This window comes from Ferdinandcohnia sp. QZ13 (assembly GCF_031324165.1).
In the GTDB taxonomy this organism is placed as follows: Bacteria; Bacillota; Bacilli; order Bacillales; family Bacillaceae_L; genus Ferdinandcohnia.
Genome location: NZ_JAVIVW010000015.1, coordinates 1,468,448 through 1,489,673, shown reverse-complemented (window position 1 = coordinate 1,489,673; position 21,226 = coordinate 1,468,448). Strand labels below are relative to the sequence as shown.

14 protein-coding genes, 1 pseudogene and 1 riboswitch are annotated in these 21,226 nt (G+C 35.2%); of the genes and pseudogenes, 7 read left to right on the top strand and 8 right to left on the bottom strand.

Annotation, left to right across the window (positions count from 1 at the left end):
- Window positions 1-108 precede the first annotated feature (108 nt).
- From RGU12_RS21330 to RGU12_RS21315, 4 genes are all read left to right on the top strand, one after another.
- On the top strand, window positions 109-1,035 hold the full coding sequence (locus tag RGU12_RS21330) for an FkbM family methyltransferase (RefSeq protein WP_309537852.1): 927 nt from the start codon (window positions 109-111) through the stop codon (window positions 1,033-1,035).
- Between the two features lie 351 nt (window positions 1,036-1,386).
- Window positions 1,387-2,097: a TraX family protein gene (locus RGU12_RS21325; RefSeq protein ID WP_309537851.1), complete on the top strand. Its 711-nt coding sequence runs from the start codon at window positions 1,387-1,389 to the stop codon at window positions 2,095-2,097.
- A gap of 10 nt (window positions 2,098-2,107) precedes the next feature.
- Complete coding sequence (locus RGU12_RS21320; RefSeq protein ID WP_309537850.1) at window positions 2,108-3,238, top strand: M15 family metallopeptidase; 1,131 nt, start codon at window positions 2,108-2,110, stop codon at window positions 3,236-3,238.
- 369 nt (window positions 3,239-3,607) lie between these two features.
- The gene (locus tag RGU12_RS21315) at window positions 3,608-4,150 is read left to right on the top strand and encodes a D-lyxose/D-mannose family sugar isomerase (RefSeq protein ID WP_309537849.1); all 543 of its coding nucleotides are present in this window, start codon (window positions 3,608-3,610) and stop codon (window positions 4,148-4,150) included.
- 87 nt (window positions 4,151-4,237) lie between these two features.
- Here RGU12_RS21315 and RGU12_RS21310 read toward each other — a convergent pair whose 3' ends face one another.
- From RGU12_RS21310 to RGU12_RS21300, 3 genes and pseudogenes are all read right to left on the bottom strand, one after another.
- Window positions 4,238-6,892, bottom strand: a complete 2,655-nt coding sequence (locus RGU12_RS21310) for a tetratricopeptide repeat protein (RefSeq protein ID WP_309537848.1) — start codon at window positions 6,890-6,892, stop codon at window positions 4,238-4,240.
- A 253-nt stretch (window positions 6,893-7,145) separates the two neighbouring features.
- Window positions 7,146-7,277: a hypothetical protein gene (locus tag RGU12_RS21305; protein WP_309537847.1), complete on the bottom strand. Its 132-nt coding sequence runs from the start codon at window positions 7,275-7,277 to the stop codon at window positions 7,146-7,148.
- A 21-nt stretch (window positions 7,278-7,298) separates the two neighbouring features.
- Window positions 7,299-7,385, bottom strand: a riboswitch (cyclic di-GMP riboswitch).
- Window positions 7,386-7,503: 118 nt separating this feature from the next.
- Window positions 7,504-8,495: pseudogene (locus RGU12_RS21300) on the bottom strand (LCP family glycopolymer transferase).
- Between the two features lie 148 nt (window positions 8,496-8,643).
- Here RGU12_RS21300 and RGU12_RS21295 point away from each other — a divergent pair.
- From RGU12_RS21295 to RGU12_RS21285, 3 genes are all read left to right on the top strand, one after another.
- Entirely contained in the window at window positions 8,644-10,659 is a 2,016-nt protein-coding gene (locus RGU12_RS21295; protein ID WP_309537846.1) for a penicillin-binding transpeptidase domain-containing protein, read from the top strand.
- A gap of 410 nt (window positions 10,660-11,069) precedes the next feature.
- Window positions 11,070-11,459: an SGNH/GDSL hydrolase family protein gene (locus RGU12_RS21290; RefSeq protein ID WP_309537845.1), complete on the top strand. Its 390-nt coding sequence runs from the start codon at window positions 11,070-11,072 to the stop codon at window positions 11,457-11,459.
- 345 nt (window positions 11,460-11,804) lie between these two features.
- On the top strand, window positions 11,805-12,887 hold the full coding sequence (locus tag RGU12_RS21285) for a Gfo/Idh/MocA family protein (protein ID WP_309537844.1): 1,083 nt from the start codon (window positions 11,805-11,807) through the stop codon (window positions 12,885-12,887).
- A gap of 103 nt (window positions 12,888-12,990) precedes the next feature.
- Here RGU12_RS21285 and RGU12_RS21280 read toward each other — a convergent pair whose 3' ends face one another.
- The 5 genes from RGU12_RS21280 to RGU12_RS21260 form a co-directional block, all read right to left on the bottom strand.
- Window positions 12,991-13,530 (bottom strand): hypothetical protein, encoded by a 540-nt coding sequence (locus RGU12_RS21280; RefSeq protein WP_309537843.1) that lies wholly within the window; start codon window positions 13,528-13,530, stop codon window positions 12,991-12,993.
- A gap of 125 nt (window positions 13,531-13,655) precedes the next feature.
- Complete coding sequence (locus tag RGU12_RS21275) at window positions 13,656-17,750, bottom strand: SH3 domain-containing protein (protein WP_309537842.1); 4,095 nt, start codon at window positions 17,748-17,750, stop codon at window positions 13,656-13,658.
- Window positions 17,751-17,919: 169 nt separating this feature from the next.
- Entirely contained in the window at window positions 17,920-19,095 is a 1,176-nt protein-coding gene (locus RGU12_RS21270; protein WP_309537841.1) for a DHHW family protein, read from the bottom strand.
- Between the two features lie 35 nt (window positions 19,096-19,130).
- Window positions 19,131-20,537: an MBOAT family O-acyltransferase gene (locus RGU12_RS21265; RefSeq protein ID WP_309537840.1), complete on the bottom strand. Its 1,407-nt coding sequence runs from the start codon at window positions 20,535-20,537 to the stop codon at window positions 19,131-19,133.
- A 61-nt stretch (window positions 20,538-20,598) separates the two neighbouring features.
- On the bottom strand, window positions 20,599-20,961 hold the full coding sequence (locus RGU12_RS21260; protein ID WP_309537839.1) for a hypothetical protein: 363 nt from the start codon (window positions 20,959-20,961) through the stop codon (window positions 20,599-20,601).
- Between the last annotated feature and the right edge of the window lie 265 nt (window positions 20,962-21,226).

Below are 21,226 nucleotides of genomic sequence, written 5' to 3'. Positions count from 1 at the left end.
ACTAAACATTTACAAGCTCTCAATAATCTCCTTTTATAATTGAATGTAACCAGATTTTGGGACAAGGGACCTGTCCCACTGTCCCACCACAAAGGGGAGATTATCAATATGGATTTTCCAAAAGGGGTTATGAACAAGCCTGTGTTTATTAAATTATGGGAGAATTATCCGCTGTTTTCAAAGGTAATCTTAGATGTTGGTATTTTTTTAAAGTATAAAACGCTGAAATTGACTAAAATTCCGAGTACGATCACCCTTCCCTCACGAAATGTAATTTATGTGAATAATGCAGAGAATCGAGGAAGGGCGCTATTGATTAGTGATGGTATTACACAATCGCGCGTTACCGAATTCTGGGGAAAGGCCGTGGAATCGTACAAGCCTACACTCGTTCTGGATATTGGTGTGAACTATGGGGAGTGCATTTTCTCTACAAAGTATGAAAGAGATACGACCATCGTAGGGATTGAGGCAAATAAATATTTAATTGATTATATTGAGCGTTCTCGGCAAAGGCATGTGAACGGTAATCAAATCAATATTATTCATGCTTTTGCGGGGGAAAAGGTAAAGGAGGATCAAGCCTTCTTTATTGATACACATTGGTCAGGCGCCTCTTCAGGCGTGCAAATCTCGGAAAAAAACTCGATTGAAAAAACGGAAGTGCCTGCGATTACAGTTGATTCTCTCTTTGATACAGAAGCATTAAGCAATCAACGGCTTTTGTTTAAAATTGATGTGGAAGGCTACGAATTTATGGTTATGAAAGGAATGCGAAAACTTTTAAGTAATTGCCATGAGGTCCTAGGAATCGTTGAATTTGATAGTCGCTATCTCGAAAAGGCGGGTGTTAACCTAGATTCTTATATGGAATTTTTAGGTGAGTATTTTGAGATTCAATTTTATGATATGGATAATCAATTGAAAAAATTATCATCAAACTCCATTTCTGAACTACAGAAGGGTTTTGGAGCGGAGCATGTTCATACGGATCTTATTGTTACGTTGCGAAATCGTTTTGAGGAGGGTACCTGACTTAGTATTTTCTTGAAAAAGTGAATTTTTCATTCGAGAAAATCTGTATTAATTAAGAAGTGAAAATTCAAACAGTCGTTTGTTTAGTGCGTGAATTCAGTTTTTAAATAAGGTTTAAAATTTAAACAATCGTTTGTTTGAATGAAATTTATAGGTCCTAAAATCAGCTGTTACAGTAGACATTTATCAACAAAAATTATATCAGTATTATGAAGGTGCGATGAGCAAAAGCTTGTTGTGCCTTTTTCTCATGTTTAAGTAAGACCTTCTGACCCACAATTTTAAAATAAAAAATGGAATTTACTCTAATACTAAGGTTGTAATTCACTTAACGTAAAGGCGAGGGATACGATGGAATCCACTACTTTTCAAAAGGACTTATCCTCTAATGCATTAAAATATATCGCGCTCATTGCCATGTTTTTTGATCATCTGTTTGCTGGTTTTATCCCTCAGGAAACGGTAGCGGGGTTTGTTTTACGAATTCCTGGAAGGGTCGTTGCTCCGATTTTTAGTTATTTTATTGCAATGGGATATTTTTACACATCCAATATTACCAAGTATATCGAGAGATTGGTTATTTTTGCAGCTATCTCTCACTTTCCGTACGTATTATACTTTAAATTACCATGGTGGAAAGCAACGAGTGTCATGTGGGGATTAGCATTGGGGTTAATCGCTTTGACCATTGTAAAAAGTGAAAGACTGCCGCTTTACCTGAAACTAGCCCTCGTGTTTGTGTGTTGTATGCTCGCTTATCCAGCAGATTGGAATTATATTGCCGTTTTGTGGATTGTGTTTTTTGGCATTTTTCGAGGTAAATTAAATAAACAAATTATCAGCTTTATTTTCATAGGACTTTTTTTGCATATCATACCTGAAATCAGCAATTTGGGTTGGCATCATGCCTATCAATTTGGAATTTTCTTGGCCATTCCATTGTTGGTTATGTACAAAGGCAGACGTGGTAAAAAATCAAACCTGTTAAAATGGGGCTTTTACGTCTTTTATCCAGTACATTTAATCATTTTATATATGTTAAAATACATTGTTTTTACCTAGTGGAGGTAGTATGAAAAAAATTACTTTTGCACTTATATCGTTAGTATTTGTACTGACAGCTTGTTCATCTACAGTTGTGGAAGAACCAATTGTTGAAGAGGCAATCGCGCCTGTTCAGGAAACAGATTCACTAGAAGAATTGGAACCAATCCCAACTCCAGTAAAATATGAAGGAGATTTGGAATTACCGATTAATGGGGCGACAGGTTACACATCTATCGATTTAAACGTAATGTCATCTCCAACGTTAGAATCTGAAACGGTTGAAACACTGAGGGCTGGAACAGCTTTTACGATCCATAAAGAGGAAGGGAATTGGTGGTTCATTAAAAATGAGACATCAGAGGGTTGGGTAGACAGTACGTACTGTTTCATTAACCTTCCGGACGTGATTCCTTCCATTGTATATGATAGTACCAATACCTATTCTTCCGAATTTGTTTCTTCTGGAAAAACAATTCCTGGAATAACCGGACAAGTTCTATACGAAGGAAAAACATTTAACGAGAGACTCGGAAAAGAGGAATTTATTGTTCCTGTTTTGTATTCCATGTCTAAAAAAATATTTCTCGCTCAGCAAGAAGCACTAGCTAATGATAATACGTTGGTTATCTATGAAGGCTATCGTCCATATTCCGCTCAAAAAGCAGTCGTAGCAGCATTGACGAAACTAGCAAACGTCGATAAAAGTGTGATGGCTGGCATCAACACAGCTCCTTGGAGCACAAATTGGTTTATCGCTACAAGTGTATCAAATCATCAAATGGGTTATGCGATTGATGTAATGTTGGCTAAAATTGATTCAAAAGAAGAGGTAGCAGTAGGTGAGTATTTAGTTGTTGATATCACTGATTACTCAGAGTACACAATGCCAACTCCAATGCACGAACTAAGTTTGGCATCTATTACATTTACCAAACCAGTTCCATCCACATCTCCAACAGCTTGGAAAAATGCTAAATTAGCAGATTCAATGAATGAATCAGCCATTACACTTCAAAAATATCTAACAAATGCAGGTCTTACCCCATTAGCATCAGAATGGTGGCACTTTAATGATTTAGATGCAATGAATGCTATCAAACAGCATCCAAGTGATGGAGGATATGTATTAACGGAATGCTTGAGTGTAAGTCCATAGAGGTTGGGTTAGAGGGAAAGTTGCTTCGTCTTAGATTCTTTTAAACACCTTAATGATCTTAAGGTGTTATTTTTATATAATGGAATTATTTTTTAGGATAATCTGTACTAATTAAGGTTTTATATTTCAAACAAATGTTTGTTTGGTGGGTAAGAATAGCTATATAAATAAGTTTGGAATTCAAACAAGCGTTTGTTTGGACGAAATCCTGTGCTAAGAATATTGCTGTTATAGTGAAGAAAAATAGAATCGTGTTTTCCTGAAATACTAATTAGGGTATTGGTAAGCAAAAGTATATTTTAGATATAGCAAATTCCCTAAATATGTCATACACTCTAATTATAGTACATATGACAAGGAGGCTTTACTATGATATCCAGTAAAGAATATGAGCAAATTAAACAGGAAACATTGGAATACTTTAAAAAATGTAAGATTGAATTGACAGAAGAAGAAATTGATAGACTTGAAATTGCAGATTTTGGGTTAAATAGAGTGAGAGAGCTCGGTTTACAGTTGATGGTTTACATCAACACGGAACGCTGTTGTGCAAAGGATTTAGTGCTGCTTCCAAACCAGACATGTCCTGAACATCTACATCCACCTGTAGGGGAATCTCCGGGTAAGGAGGAGACTTTTAGATGTCGTTATGGAACCGTTTACTTGTATGTGCCGGGTCCTGCTGTAGATCATCCAAAGGCTAAACTTCCGGAGGATAAAAAAGATACATTCACGGTATGGAATGAAATCGTATTAAAACCTGGTGAACAGTATACGTTAGAACCAAATACACTGCACTGGTTCCAAGCAGGGGAAGAAGGGGCAGTCGTATCCGAGTTTTCAACGATGAGTACGGATGAATATGATGTTTTTACTGATCAAGAAATAAAGAGGATTCCTGTGATTGAGTAGTGTTATCCAGTTAATATAATAGGTTTTATCTAAAAATAATAGGCACAACACGTGGTTAAAGACCAGTTCGTTGTGCCTGCTTTGTATTTAGCGAGATTGAGAGTGGGCCAAGGAATCTGTGTCCCGGCTTTTCTTCCAAATCCTTTCATTTTGAACAAGCCTTGTTTCAAATAGCTTTAACGGATCATAATAGATCTCTGGGTTTGATTTCATTTTTGCTAATGTTTCTTTGTCACGTTCAATACGATTCTTCGTGTCGTCAATTACTTTTGAGAGTTCCTCTAACGATTCCTTATAGAATAAGCCAACATCCTGCTGTAGTGATTTATTGAAAAAGTCAAATTGCTGCCAAAACTTTCTCTGAATTGATTCGACAACTTCCAAGTACGACGCATTTTCCACATAGCGTTTGTACTGATTGAGCATATATGCTTGCTGTTTTTGTGGCAGTATGCCTATCACTTTGCCCGCGCCTTTCAGCAATACTTGTGCCGGGTTGTGACGAAGCATGATGTTTTCCTTCTCAATTTCAATTTGATAGGTCATGCGACTGATGTCTCTACGCCAGTCTTCAACCACCTTGAAGTCACATTGTAGCTTAAGTTCTTTTTCAGGATATCCCTCAGCGAGTGATTCGGTCATGCCATCTAAGTAGTCCTGAGTAGCCACTAATTTTTGATTTGTACTCTCAATCCAATCCTGAAGTTTTTCAGTAAGACCTGGTACAATCTCTTGATTAAATAAGCTTCGAATCTCTTCATTCATTTTTTCATTTAACTCAATATGAAGTTGGGTTAGATTACTTTCTTCGGTTATATATTTCGAGCAGTCTGCAAGGATATTCGGTATATTTTCAGCAATGTTATGTTTAACCTCCGTAATTACCTCTGTAAACGAATCAACAATTTCTTTACTTTGGCTAATTTCTTTATCATGCAGACTGTTATTGAATCCAGTTAGTCTGGTGATAAATTCTTCATTATGCGCAATTAAATCTATCAACTTGTTTTCCGAGTCAACTCTCTTTTTGAGAAGATTAGAAATGGTTTTTCTAAGTAAAAATAGGATTTTCCCAATTCGATTGGCAGTACGGTAACTGGCCTTAATGTCACGTAGGACGTTTACGTTGCTAAAAGAATGAATAACCGCACCTGGGAAGTACTCCTTAATTTTTCCCTCGTCAAACATGTTACGAAGAACAAAATGAACCGGAGTATCCTTGGCGGAATGTTTAATTTGTGCAAGATAATCTAGGTCTAATTCTGTGAGAACCTCGGCTTCATGCACAAATAGAACGCCGTCTACGACAGGCAAATAGCCAAATGTTTTTCGTTTTTCCATGAAGTACTCGTTGTAGCCGGTGGTGTTCAACCTTAGACCCGATTGTTGTAATCGAGTGGAAGGTAGGCTTGCTTCTACAATTGAATCTGGATTTGTAACCTCCTCAAATGCTGTCAGAGGAATACGACCTGTATCCGATACTTCGATTAATTCTTTGTTTTTTCCGTATTGAATGCATGCAAAGGAAGAAAGAGATGGAGTCAGAATTTCTTCTTCTAATAATAAGTTAATGAAAGAACCTTTTCCTTTACCAAGAGCAAGCAAGTTTATAGTATCCTTATCAAAAAGTTGATCAAAGCCCCATACTAAGCGTTTGCTTGTTTCAATATTATTTTTTTGAGCCCAATCGATAATGGTCTTCATAAAGTGATGACACTCATCCATGGATATCTTGCGGCTTTGTGCATTTTCTAGAACAATCTCAGCCTCTTTGACAATCACGGTTTTGAACGCTGATGGAAAAATGTCATCCCACGCTAAGATTGCAGCTGCGGCATTCAATCCATTAGTTGCTGTAGTAGTATTCAACCAATTTATCAGCAATTTTGGCATCAATTTTCCAATGTCACGCAATAAATAATTACCGGTAGTGAGTACAATGTATGTTGCTTCAAATAACTGAGAAATCTCATGCCAGGAATCGTACGGATCAATCTCTAAATCTTTCATGATTTGAATAACTGAATCTAACCAATCTAGATAGTGGTCCGTACTTTTGTAGTTTTTCCATATAACTGCCAGTAGCTGTTTGAATCTAGGCTGATCCAATTCATATAATGATCGTAACAATGAAACGAATGTATCAGGAGAAAATGCATGACCATGATCAGCTTCACAGTACGTAATTAATGCGTCATACCAAAATAGGTCTCGTGTCCGGTTTACCTCATTAATCGCTAGCTCAACCGCATTTTTCCAATCTTCCTGTTCCTCATAAAAACGCTTTGCAATCGATGTTAGTTCAGGATAATCAGGATTTCCTTCAATCGCTTCCTGCAAAACCCGATAAGCGGCATCAAGCTTGTTATCTTCAAGATAAAGGGAGAACAGGCATAATGAAATTTCACTAGTAAGTATTTTATTTTTCGAAATGATTGAGCCATACATTTCTTCTGCGTTTGAGAGTAAACCAAGCTCATAATACGCATCCGCAATATTCTTTTTCGCCCAAGGTTGGAGATCATTGTTAATATTCTCCCATTTATAGATGGCTGCTTCATAATCCTTAGAATGAAAGTAAACTTCCCCTTGAGCAAAGCGAATATTCGCCAGGTCATACACTTCCTTTTCCTGCTCAACCATGTATGCCTCGCCTAGAATATCAATCGGATGTCTCTTATCATTTTCAGGAATAAACGCCTCATAGTACCTTTTCGAAATAAACTCATGTTCAGATTTCATATGTAGACCTCCATTGATGGAACAGGGGACATGGCCCATATCCCGTTTCATTCTTGTTTGTTAGGTGAAGGAGTAATTATCCTTTTGAGATAGATTTATACCTATTACAAATATATACGATGTGATTGCTCAATTTGTGTCGTTTTGTGGATTTTAAAATTTAGTAAAAGGATATCTATTATTTGTAATCGCATAGACCTATATATAGGAAAAGGCCCAATAAGAAAACATCTTATTGGACCCTTCAAAAATATTATAAACCATTTGCGAGTAAAGTCATAGTTGCACTAATTAAAATAGCAAGAACTGGGATAGAAACATATAAAAGAATTTTATTTCTCTTACGTTTTCTTTCCATTTCTTCAGGTGTAACCCATGTGCTCATTATTCAGTTTTCCTCCTCGTTTTCGGTAACTGGCTGGCTTTGTCGATTGGACGTTAGCCCCTTTAGCTTTGCGTCATTCACATTTCAGTGGTTTTGCTATTATCGAACGAATATTATAAATCAATACTATTTTCGTCGCATTTTGTCGAAATGTTAATAGGTAAAAATTATTATTTTATTTCTAATAAATAGAAAAATTCAGATTAAAACTAAAAAAAATAAACCGTTAAGCTTGTGCCTGTCGGCTGTATGAAAGAGCGGGACAGGAGTATCGTTTTGTTACACATTCACTTATTTTTAGGTGTTGTTTTAACTTTGCTGAAAGAGAAAACGTCCCTTATCAGGAACGATATAATAACAGATTCCGTCAATTCTAGTACCGCTTCCGCTAATTTGGTTTTGTTTTAGTTTAGTAGAAGCTGCTTTATAGTTCTTCTGAATATCAATCTGTTTGAATGTTAGGTTTGTTTGGATGTTTTCTCCAAATATAGACAGAATATCGCCTGCTTTTGGAAGTGTTGAAAGTGATGCACCTTGCTTTATAAGGATTGAATAATTTGACGTTGGCGTTCTTGGCGCCCGAAGTCGCCTATTGGATCCTCATATCTCATCCGTAAATAAGCTAGAGCCTCTTCACCATTTAATGTTATACTGCCTTCATTAAAGGAATACCCACCAGAAGAAACACAAATGAATTGTTGACTGTAACTCCACCGACTGATTCACAATATCTTTAAAGATTTCCATTTTTACTTGGATAAAGTAATCAATCGGAATATCAAGGAAGTTTTTAACTGTATCAATTGCCATCTAAGGTCCGCCAAAAGCATAAGCATGGTTAATTCTATCATCGAATCCTTTTCCGATAATTTCAGTACTAGTATCACGAGGGATACTTACCATTTGTATTGATTTTTCATTAGGATTCACAGTGAGGACAATTAATGAATCGGAACGACCTCGATCTCCTTTTCGCTGGTCAACACCCATTAATAAAATAGAGATGGGGTCTCGTTCCTTAAACTCAACTGCCTCTGTCCTTTTCTCTGAATTTTCCCTATCAATTGGATTGTGCATCGACTCAACCGTATTTTCAACAGAATTATATAGATAAAAAGCATATCCTCCCAAACCGAGAATAAGAACGCCAATAATGCTAACTAAACTACCGATCCATTTTTTTGTTTTACTCATTTTCTTCTTTTTAGTTTTCTCCATACATATCTCCCTTTGGATGAAACTGTAAATACCATAAGGTTATAGACCTATTTGTAAAAATATACAATAAAAAAACGAAAAGTCTCTAAAAATACTATAATATGTATAATATAGGAATAATACATAAATATGGAAGGAGTGAATTTAGATGAAACGGTATTTATGGTTAATTGCGTTTTTTGCATTAAGTGCTTTATTGTTAACGGGTTGCAATCAAAAGCCGCTTCCTGAAGAACGCTTTGACTCATTTATTCAAGATTGGGAGAAACAGGATTTTGAAAAAGTTTTTGAGCAATTTTCCTCTGATGTAAAAGCAAATGTTCAAAAAGATGAATTCGAAGAGCGTTTTACGAAAATTTACAATGATATTGATGTTCAAAACTTAAAAATCAATTTCAAGGCTCCAGAAGAGGAAGTCAAACCTAATGACAAAGATGAAGTTGTTTTCCCATATGAACTTTCAATGGAAACAGTCGCAGGTCCCATTGAGTTTAAAGAACAAGTAACACTTGTATTAGAAGAAAAAGACGAGGAAAAAAAGTGGGCAATTAGGTGGAGACCATCAATGTTCTTCCCAGACATGGTGGAAGGGGATGGGATTGGTATATCGATTTCCTCCCCAACAAGAGGTGAAATTCTCGACCGAAACGGTGTCCCATTAGCCGAAAACGGGATTGTGTATGAAATTGGATTAGTCCCACAAGACCTTGGTGAAGAAAAAGACAAAACTATCGCTACTGTAGCAGAATTGTTAAAAATAACACCTGAGTCAATCGAAAAAGCATTAAATGCTTCCTGGGTCCAACCTGATTATTTTGTGCCAATTAAAAGGCTCTCTTTGCAAGAACAGGAGCTCGCAACACAAGTAACCCAACTTAATGGTGTACTATCGAAAAAGGTAGAATCGCGAGTATATCCATTTAATGAAGCAACCGCTCATTTGATTGGTTATATTGGAACTGTAACAGCAGAAGATCTAAAAAATCTTGAGGAAAAAGGCTATTCGCCAAATGATGTTGTCGGGAAAAAAGGTCTTGAGATGGTACTAGAAGATCGACTTAGAGGAGAAAAAGGAGCTAAAGTCTACATAAAAAAGGCAAATGATGCTGGTGAGGTTATTCTTGCTGAAAAGAAACCTACAGATGGAGAGACGATTACATTAGCGATCGATATCGATGTTCAACTTATAACATATGATCAACTTAAAGGAGGTGCAGGTGCAGCAGCTGCTATCCATCCATTGACAGGGGAAACGCTCGCACTTGTAAGTAGTCCTTCCTTTGACCCAAATGCCTTTGTTCTTGGAATTTCGACAGAAGAATGGAATCGATTGAATGAAGATCCGTTAAAGCCTTTAATTAATCGTTTTGGTGCTACGTATGCTCCTGGTTCAGCGTTTAAACCAATCACATCAGGAATTGCTCTTGAGAATCATGTGATTACACCTGAGACAACAATAGATGTAAAAGGCAAAGAGTGGAAAAAGGATAGTTCGTGGGGAGGTTATTCAATAACGAGGGTAACTGACCCTGGCAAACCAGTGAATTTAAAAGATGCTTTTGTTTACTCAGACAATATATATTTTGCCCAAGCGGCACTAGGAATTGGCGGAGAGACATTTGAAGCTGAACTAAAGGAATATGGCTTTGGTGAACCATTTCCTTTCGAGTATCCTTTATATGAATCAAAAGTTTCAAAAAAAGGTTTGAGTTCCGATATTCTAATAGCGGATACTGGCTATGGCCAAGGTCAACTTGAAATGAGTCCAGTTCATTTAGCGAGTTCATATACACCATTATTAAATTCCGGAAATTTAATCAAACCACGTCTAGTATTAGATGGTTCAGAAACAGAGGTCTGGAAGAGAAATGTTATTTCACCTGAAACTGCTCAGCTGATCCTTGGACATCTAGTCCAGGTCATAGAGGACCCTAACGGCACTGCACGTGATGCGAAAATTGATAGTATTAAGTTAGCTGGCAAAACTGGAACAGCAGAGCTCAAAACTAGTAAGGATGAGGATGGAAAAGAAAACGGTTGGTTTGTTGCCGTTAACACTGATAATCCTAGGTTATTGGTGGCTATGCTGATGGAGGACGTCAAAAATGGAAGTCATGATGTCATTCCAAAGGTTAAAGCGGTATTTGAATCTGTGTTAAAATAATAAAAAGGCTGACGACAATGTCGAGGTTCGTCAGCCTTTTATATGCCGATTTCCAATTTCTGAGGAAATATTACATGAATTCCCCCAAAAAGCTAAAAAACGTTTGTTAATATTGTATAATATAGTCAATTCGTAGTGTTCTGTTTGGGGGTTAGTATATGAAAAAGATACTTATTTTTATTGTCATAGTTCTTTCCATTACAATTGTCGTGACTGGGAAATTGCATTGGAATGATAAAATTCAAGCAACTGCTAAGACTGCATAAGTCAAAAAGGCAGAGAAAGTAGAAGTGAAAACTGCAGCTGAAGAATGAAAAGAGAATAAAGCAAATGAAATAGAAGCGTATTCGAAAAATTTACCGAAAGAGATACAAACAAAACTTATTTCTGCTGTAGAAAATGGTAAGCCAGTGAATCTAGTCATCGCCGGTTCAAATGCAACAACGGAAGATCCGAAAGGCTGGCCAACGCTTTTAAAAGAAGAACTACAAAGTGCATATGGTGAAAATATACTGAACGTTGCAATAAAGGAAATAGCTGATACATCATCAAAGGAAGTGGTTGAAGAGGAGTTATATCAAGAAATCATAAACCTTTCCCCAGATGTTTTATTATTAGAACCGTTTATTTTGCACGATAATGGAGAATTGATCAAAATCGCAGATCGACTAGCTAATCTTACAACCATCATTGAAGCTATAAAAAAGGAGCTACCAGAAGTTAGTGTACTATTACAACCAGCCAATCCAATACATAATGCAAAGCACTATCCAATAGAAGTTAATGGACTCAAAGCCTAAGCAGAAGAGAGTAATATTAAATACCTTAATCACTGGGAGGCTTGGCCAGATTATCAATCCGATGAGATTACCGAATATTTAATTGATGGTGAACCAAATGAAGAGGTCATAAACTTTAGGCAGGTTATTTGTCTAATTACTTTATTTCAATGGATGCTGAAGAATAATTAGGAATTATCCACACTATATGGATAGACTATAAATAACTAAAGTATTCATTCATAATTTGTAGGTTTGGCAGTAGAGCCTTTTTGTAATAAAATAAGAGAGGGCTTTAAAAAATATGACGAATATCGTCAAAGTCTTACTAAAATTGTTGTTACGTTTTTATTAAGGAGGAGCAACATGACTTTAAAATATGCATTAATCGGTTGTGGACGTATTTCACCAAACCATATCGCAGCTGCTTTAGAAAATGAACTAGAAATCGTTGCCTTATGTGATGTTAAACCTGAAAATATGGAGGATAAATTAAAGAAATTTAATCTTCCTACATCAACAGCACAATATACCGATTATAAAGAAATGCTAGAAATGGAAAAACCAGAACTAGTAGCTATCTGTACTGAAAGTGGCAAGCATGCCGCAATCGCGTTAGATTGTATCGAAGCGGGAGCTAACCTTATTATCGAAAAACCAATCGCTCTTTCACTAGAAGATGCAGATGAAATCATTCAAAAAGCGCAAGAGAAGAATGTAAAAGTTAGTGCATGTCACCAAAACCGCTTTAACAAATCCATTCGAAAGATCCGTGAAGCCGTTGAAGCAGAACGTTTCGGTCGTCTTTTACATGGGACAGCTCACATCCGCTGGAATCGAGGAGAAGACTATTATACACAAGCTCCTTGGCGTGGAACATGGGAACAAGATGGTGGTGCCTTAATGAACCAATGTATTCACAATATTGATCTCTTACGCTGGATGATGGGTGGCGAAATAAGTGAAGTTGTCGGAATGACTGACAACCTAAAGCATGGCTTTATTGAGGCAGAAGACCTTGGTTTGGCTTTAATTAAGTTCACAAATGGTAGCTATGGAATTGTAGAGGGAACGACAAACATTTTCCCAACGAATCTAGAAGAAACGCTTTACATATTCGGAGATAAGGGAACTGTAAAGGCTGGAGGAAAGTCAGTTAATATCATTGAAGAATGGCATTTTGCTGATAATAGCGATAACCCCGAGGAGGTTAAAGCGAAATACCAGGAAAATCCACCAAGCGTATATGGATTTGGTCATAATCCACTTTATGGTGATGTAATTGATGCGATTAAAAATGACAGAGATCCATACGTAACAGCAAAAGACGGAAGAGATGCTTTAGAACTTGTGCTTGCGATTTACAAATCAGCAGCTGAAGGCAAGGGAGTTAAGCTTCCATTAGAAAAATGTAGTACTATTGATTTTAAAGGTAGATTTGATAAATAATTATATATTTTACCAACAGAAAGCCATTCCTAATAAATTGGAATGGCTTTTTTTAAAAAATTTACTTTGCACTTGAAAAAAATATATCCACTTTACTTCTGTGTTAAGTCGTTTTGTCACCTTTATCATCTAAATTGAGTTCGATTATATAATCTTTTTTTTCCGAGTGTTCAGCTTCGGTTCCTAAATAGATTGGCCAAATTAGCTTGATTTCATCTATTTCTGATATATTAGGGTTTTTTAACCTCCAGTAAATAAAACCTTCTTGAATTTCGTTTTGTCCGAGATTTTGATTAATTACATCCGATAGTACGACAGTTGCTTGAACCTGTTCTCCAGTATTCGTGAGTAAGACGGCCTTATTCATACCTGTTTCAAATGAGTTTGTTGATGTGTTTGTTACCTCATATTTAATACCCAATAAGGAATATTTAGTGTCATTGTGGGATTCGACTTCTTCTTCATTTGTTATAATTATTTCTTGAATGGATGTTTGATATCCATGAAAATCGTTTGTCCAATTTTCCTCTACCTTTAATGTGTAGGGTTCTACATTTTCATCTGGCTCCAAGACATCTCCTTTATCATTATTACATCCAGCTACAAAGAATAAAATAAGTATAAACAGAAAGATGTTTTTCATACTTGACTCCTTTTATTTCTATATTAGACCTTTTAAAGAATATTGTACTTTTTATTACGGAATGAGTAAAGTTTTGTCATAAAAAAATAAAGGCTACATTTAGTAGCCTTTATTTTAAAAAGTATTCACTTCCGTAAGTCAAGTACATAGTTCACCAAGTTTTTAGCAATATTCACTATCTTTAAGTGCCAAGCATCATCAGTTGCATATTGATGAGAGCCATTATTGTTTCTCATAGAATGAACGGTATCTTGGTTTTTCGTTGTATAGTTATTATTAATCCAACGAGCACCTTCTTTAATACCTTCTTCTTTTGTTGCAAACGAATATGCATTTCCATATGGATCACGATCGTAAGCAGCTATTCCAAAGTAATTGTACTTATCTTTTACTATAGCCGATTTTCCATATCCTGTCTCTAATGAAGCGTGAGCAACAAGGTAAAGAACATTAATTCCAGTTGATTTTGCAGCTTCTACAAAGGTGTCTCCCATTCCAATCATCATATTATTAGTAGTGTCGTTCCATCTATTAATATATGCAATGAAGGAATTAATTTCAGAACCAGTTATATTAAATGACGAGTGAAGCGGCGTATGAATACCTAAATAAGTGTTGTTGACATTAGAAAAATCATATGGGTGGATAGTTGAACCAACATCATACGTTGAATCAAGGCCTCCCCACATCCATCCAATTGTTCCATTAGGTAGCAAGATCTTATACCAATCTTTATATTGAGCATCTTCACCAATCGTATAATCTAGGACCTTAACCTTTGTATTAGCAGGAACTACCTGGCTTTGAACCGTACCATATGCTGTAGATGGACCATAACGGATATTTTTAGCGACTCTGGTGATCCAATCTAAATCCATAATATCATCGTACAAGTAATTACTAAATACCCAGCCAGTTTGTCCACTGCTTGTTACAATTTTAGAAGTGTATCCAGAGTTCTCGAGGATTGTCACTTTATCTCCAAAATGTAATGTACCAATAGTTCCACTTCTTTGATATTCAGCATTTACAGCACTGTTATAAGAATCATAGATTGATAGTCTTTCGGTAAGAACATACTTACCATCTACAATATTGTTTTGATGGACATAACCAATTAGGTCACCAATTTTTATCTGATACCAATATCCAGTCTTCTTAATATAAGGATAACTTACACCCTTGTTAATTTTGACAAAAGACTTAAGAGGATTAGATGTCAGATCCTGATAAATATTTGTATCGTTTTTAAATTGGATGTAACCTTGGATTCCTTCAGAACCACTTGCCTTATTTGTGACAGTTTTACCTTCATTTGGTAATGTATTGTACTTTTGAACATAGGCAATACTGTCACCAAATTGTATTTTATGAAGATTATCGTTTTCATCCCCAAGACGTTTAATTATACTTCCTTGTGGAATGGAGCCAACAACATTTGATAAATTTATATCTTGATAGATAGGAGTTTCTAATGTTGTTTTAATATAATCTTCGAATACAATGTTGACGTTATTCTGATGAACGTAGCCGATAAGATTTCCAATTTGAAGTTTATACCAGTATCCGTCCTTTTCAATAAAAGAATAGGTTGTACCTTTTTTGAATGTAAAGAAAGGGACAATTGGATTGGACGTAAGGTCTTCATAAACTAAAGCATCATTAGTAAATTGGATTGTACCCTGATTTATTGGAGAGTTTCCAGTCTTGTTCGGAACTGAACTTCCATTATCGATTGATGTCGATTCTTTTTTAATATAGGCAAATCCATCTCCATAATCAATTTGATGCCAATTTCCTAAGTCTGCAGATCTTTTTAGCATTTTCCCATTATGGAGGGTTCCTACAATTGTTGAAGACGTAGTATCCTTATAAACTGGAATAGCACTTCCGGCTTTTACATAGTCAGTGGTGATGACGTTGTTTTGATGAACGTATCCAATTAAGTCACCAACTTGTACTTTATACCAATATCCAACCTTTTCTAAATAAGGATAGGTTACTCCTTGTTTAAACGTAAAGAACGTTACTACTTGTGCAGCTTCTAGATCTTCATAGGCATTAGTATCAATTTTAAATTGAATTGAACCTTGAGAAGTTGCTTGCCCAGGTGCTTTGTTTACAACTGAAGTCCCGTCATCTGGGATTGTATTTTGCTTTTTGATGTGAGCAGTACCTTCACCAAAGCTAATCTTATGCCAATCCCCAGTTTCGCCAGTTCGTGTCATGACTTTACCAGCTTGAAGAATCCCCACAACAGTTGTTTCATTCGTGTCCTTGTATATAGGGGTATCAGAAGTTACTTTCACATAGTCGGAAAAATTAGTTGTTACTGTAACATTATTTTGGTGAACATATCCAATTAGGTCACCAACCTGTACCTGATACCAATATCCAACTTTCTTAATATAGGAGTAGTTTACCCCTTGTTTAAATGTAAAAAACGTAACTACAGGAGATGCATCCAGATCCTCATAAGCATTAGTATCAATTTTAAATTGAATTGTTCCTTGAGGGGATGCAGTTCCAGATGCTTTATTCGGAATTAAAGTTCCACTATCCGGAATTGTAGAGCCCTTCTGAATATATGCTGTACCGTCCCCAAAATTAATTTTATGCCAATCCCCAGTTTCTCCAGTGCGTTTTACCACTTTACCAGATTGTAAAATACCCACAACAGTAGTAGTGTTAGCATCCTTGTATACTGGAACATCAGAGGTTACCTTTATATAATCTGTGAATTCACTCGGGGTAACTGTAACATTATTTTGGTGAACATACCCAATTAAGTCACCAACCTGAATTTGGTACCAATATCCAACCTTCTGAATGTAAGAGTAGGTAATCCCTTTTTTAAACGTAAAGAAGGTAACAACAGGAGATACATTTAGGTCTTCATAGGCATTAGTATCAATTTTGAAGGTGATTTTACCTTGTGGTGTTGCAGGCGAAGTTACTTTGTTTGGAATCGACAATCCATTATCAGGAGTCGTGTACTGTTTTTGAATATAAGCAGCCCCATCTCCAAAGTTAATCTTATGCCAATCCCCAGTTTCTCCAGTGCGTTTTACTACTTTACCAGCCTGAAGGAACCCAACAACAGTAGTAGTGTTAGCATCCTTGTAAACTGGAACATCGGAAGTTGCCTTTACGTAATCGCCAAAAGAAGGTGCAACAGTAACATTGTTTTGATGGACGAATCCAGTTAAGTCGCCGATTTGTACTTGATACCAATATCCAACTTTTTGAATGTATGAAATCGTTACTCCTTGTTTAAACTTAAAAAAGGTAACAATAGGAGATACTGAAAGATCCTCATATACATTCGTATCAATCTTAAACTGTAATGAACCTTTTGATGATAGAGAACCTGAGGCTTTATTTGGAACAAGTGAACCACTATCGACAGTGGTATCTTGTTTTTTAACAAAGGCTTGGTCGTCTCCCAAATTAATTTTGTACCAATCACCAGCATCACCAGCAATCTTTAAGACTTTACCAGCTGGAAGAGTCCCTAAAATTGTGCCACTAGTCGTATCTTTGTGGACCGAAATATCCTTAGTAGCTTTAAAGAAACTAGCAGCTGTAACAGCCTGTGTTGTGGCCATTTTTAACGTAGTCGTGCTCTTTGGCTCCACGTTTTCAACTATCTCATCTGATGTTTCCAAGTTAGATGTCTCAGTTTCACTTACTATAGCGGATTCGCTAGTGGCTGTTGCCTCACTTGTTGTTTCAATGACACTCATGGACTTCATTTGTATAGGATACTTTTGATCCCCCAAAATAAAAAAAACAGTTTCGTTTTCAATAAAAGTCGGTAGATTAATAGGGTTTAAGACTTCAATTGAAGAGACCCCACTTTGGGCATCGTAAGTTCCAGGCTCAATTACTTGAAAGTCAGAATTATTTATAGATTCATTCTTGTAATCTATAAGTTCTAGATTTCGTAAAGATATCGAATAAGATGAACTATCGATTAAAATCTCAAAGTTTTCATCCTCTACTATCTTTCCTTCAATCTTTGTACCTTTACTTAACAAAGCTACAACGTTTTGCTCGTTGTCTATTAATTCCGTTTCATTCTGGGCAATTTCAGCCCAAACCATACTATCATCGCTAATGTTGGTTATTTCACTTGCATAAACTGGAATAGCTTGTACAAGCAATAACATACAAATGAAAAAGGACAAAATGGATTTCCATCTATTTAGTTTTTTCATGTAGTTAAACAATCACTCCCTATAAAAAATTACTTTCCCATTTATTATAAATGATTAAGTAAAAATGTGAAGATAATTGTTGAAAAAGGTATTTTTTTCGTACTTAGGTAATAAGAAAATCGAATCTAGTCAAAAAAAGAAAGAAGTGGTAATTGGCCACTTCTTTTGGTTAATCTTTTATAAATTTATACATCTCACCTGAAAGGTTTGTATCATTATAAAGAATAAGTACTATATCGATGCCATTAGAGGATACATATTTTGAAATATCACCTTTGTAATGGCGTATGTCCAATATGAATGTCTCTGAAAAATGACTTGCAATAAGTGGAATAATAGGGTTTGCGTAAGAGTCCTTTAAAATTAAAAGACGTCTGTTATTTGTATTTTCAAACGAAAACTTAATTTCCGGATAATCATATGAAAAAAGGTCAGTATAGCTAACTTTTTTGTTATTTAATCCACTACCAAATATTTTGTTGAAATCAGTAATATGATTTCCATTTCTATCGATTGCACTAAATTCGGATAGATTTATTTTATTTGGAAGATAACGGCATACTTGTTCGCCTCTAGCATCAATTAGCCCGTACAATTGAATGTTTCTTGAACCGACAAAAGCTGCCTCATTGTTACAATCTATTATAAAATCATCTGCATCTTTTGCCTGAACTTTAATGCCAGATGAAGTTTTTTCCATTTGGTTCATGATTTCTTGATATCCGATAAATGCACCTTTCATGTTCCAATGGTGATCAGTTCTATAGTAGAAACCCTCTTGTTCAGCATATGAATAATGGTCCGAGAAGTAGTCAGGAAGATCAATCAAATGCATATTTGTTGGAAACTCCGAAAGGAAATAGGACCTATTTTCAATACCTTTGTTTTCTTTTAGATAATCAGGGTATTTATTAGAAAACAAGTTCATTGAATTTGGAGCAAGTGCAAAATAAGCTTCTACTTGATTTTTCTCTAGAAAGTTCGAGAATTTATAAAGGTTATCTAACCCTATATCTATATCGTTTTTATTTTCTTCAATGGGCTCCCCTAACAACCAATTATCCTCTGTAATAACGATATTATTGATCATTGATTTATTTAACAATAGCTGACCTTTAGTGTAAATCTTAATTAAAAAATCTCTCGTATAAAACTGATCATTAAAATAATCTTGGAAATTTGTTAGAGATTCTCCATTAAGTATATTATCTCTAGTTACATTTGGAAGTTGAGCTAGTTCTCTTTTTTCAACAGCAGAAATTTTTTTATCCGGTGTTATAAATGTAAGGATTCCAAGTGAAAAAATGATAAAGAGAAAGTTTGCTATGAACATTTTATTTTTCATGGTACACCTCGCAGTTACTAAAAAGTACTATTCTACTAGAACCTAAAATAAATAAAAGGATTATAGGTTGAATTAACAAGATAAATAATTGTAAGGATTAAAAGTACAATATATAAAATTCGAATTAGTGAATGAATGATCTTATTAGTGCTTTTTTCTATAGCCATAATTAATTTATTTATTATAGGGGTAGAGCATAAAATTGCAATGCTAAAAAGTAAACCGTAATCGTGAACATAGTAAAGAGCTTGTCTATCAATAAGTCCTTGGCCATGAATACCAAATAGGGTTTTAATATAATTGAGCGAGTATGAAAAATTATCCGCTCTAAAGAAAACCCAACCAATCATAACAATTACCAATACATATAAATGCTGGATAGGTGCCCATGTTCTCTTTAGTAAATTCCCTAGGCCAAGTTTTTCAATGGTAAGAAGAATTCCGTAATATAATCCCCACGCTACAAAAGTCCAACTCGCTCCGTGCCATAAACCGGTTAAAGCCCATACTACGAAAATATTACGGTAATGTTTTAATTTAGTGACTCGGTTACCACCCAATGGGATATAGAGATAATCCCTAAACCATGTGCTGAGAGAAATATGCCATCTACGCCAAAATTCAGTAATCGACCTTGAGATATATGGATAATTAAAGTTCTCAAGGAATTCAAAGCCGAACATCTTGCCTAAGCCTATTGCCATATCTGAATACCCGGAGAAATCAAAATAAATTTGTAATGTATATGATATAATTCCTATCCATGCTAAAGATGTGCTTATTTCTTGTGGATCCATGCTAAAGATTTGGTCTGCAATAAATCCAACCTGGTTCGCTATTAACACCTTTTTTGCTAATCCAATAATAAATCTTCTTATACCTTCTGCGAATTTTTGAGAATTAATAATCCTCTCTTTTATTTGGTTTGCAATATCGTTGTAACGCACAATAGGACCTGCTACAAGTTGTGGAAATAATGAGATATAAAGTGCTAAATCAAATGGATTTTTCTGAACATGTGAATCCTTCCTGTATACATCAATAACGTATGAAAGTGCTTGGAAGGTAAAAAAGGAAATTCCAATGGGAAGGGGAACCTCCTCGATATGAATGGAAAGTCCTAAAAGTTGGTTAATGTTATCGACAATAAAATTAATATATTTGTAATAGCCTATAATTAACAGGTTCCCAATTATCGCTAATACAAGTACAGCCTTTTTTAATGCACTTTTACTTTCAAGTTTATCAACGATTAAGCCGAATAAATAGTTCATAATGATAGAAAAAATCATTAATAAAACGTATTTGGGTTCGCCCCATGCGTAAAAGAACAAACTGAAAAGTAGTAGTAAGATATTTCTAAATCTTTTACCTACTATAAAATACGTAAATATGACAATTGGTAAAAAAACAAATAAAAAAATCAAGCTACTAAAAACCACAAAATCAATCTCCTTACTAAAAAATGCAAATAAAAAGTGCACTTTTTTTAGTGTGCACTTTTTATTTTCTTCCTACTAATTCACTCGGAAACTCAATCGACTTCATTTTGAATAGTTGGTCAACCTTGTCCCACCTTGTAACAAACAAAACATCGTTATCAGAACCTACTCTATAAACGGTGTTACCCACTCTAAAAAGTTTTGAATTATCGTATTCAGCTGCGATTTCTTTCGATTTATGAAAGTCCTCTTCAGAAATAATACCTGGTTCAACAGTCAACTCCTGGAATGTTTCCCAGCTCATCTTATCAAGATTAAACCAAATATATTGTTCTGCTTCTAACACACTTCTACTTTTTAATGGTTTAGATCCACAAGCAACCAGTGTTGAACAGACTATTAATATAAGAATAATTTTTTTCAAATCGATCAAACCTTTGTTCAGAATAATGTTGATATATGTAAAACAAATTTTATTATACCTTAAAGGTCTCTCAATATTAAAGAGGATATACAAAAAAAGCGAAAATAATTAAACAAATAATGCTAATAATAATTATTAAAGCTGTCTTAAAACTGTAATAAAGAAATAGTTTCTATTTTATCGGTTGTGATATAATATGAAAATTGGGAAGGTAAATCGATTTTTGAGGGTTTTTGTCGGTTATAAACATGCTATTTTTTGAAAA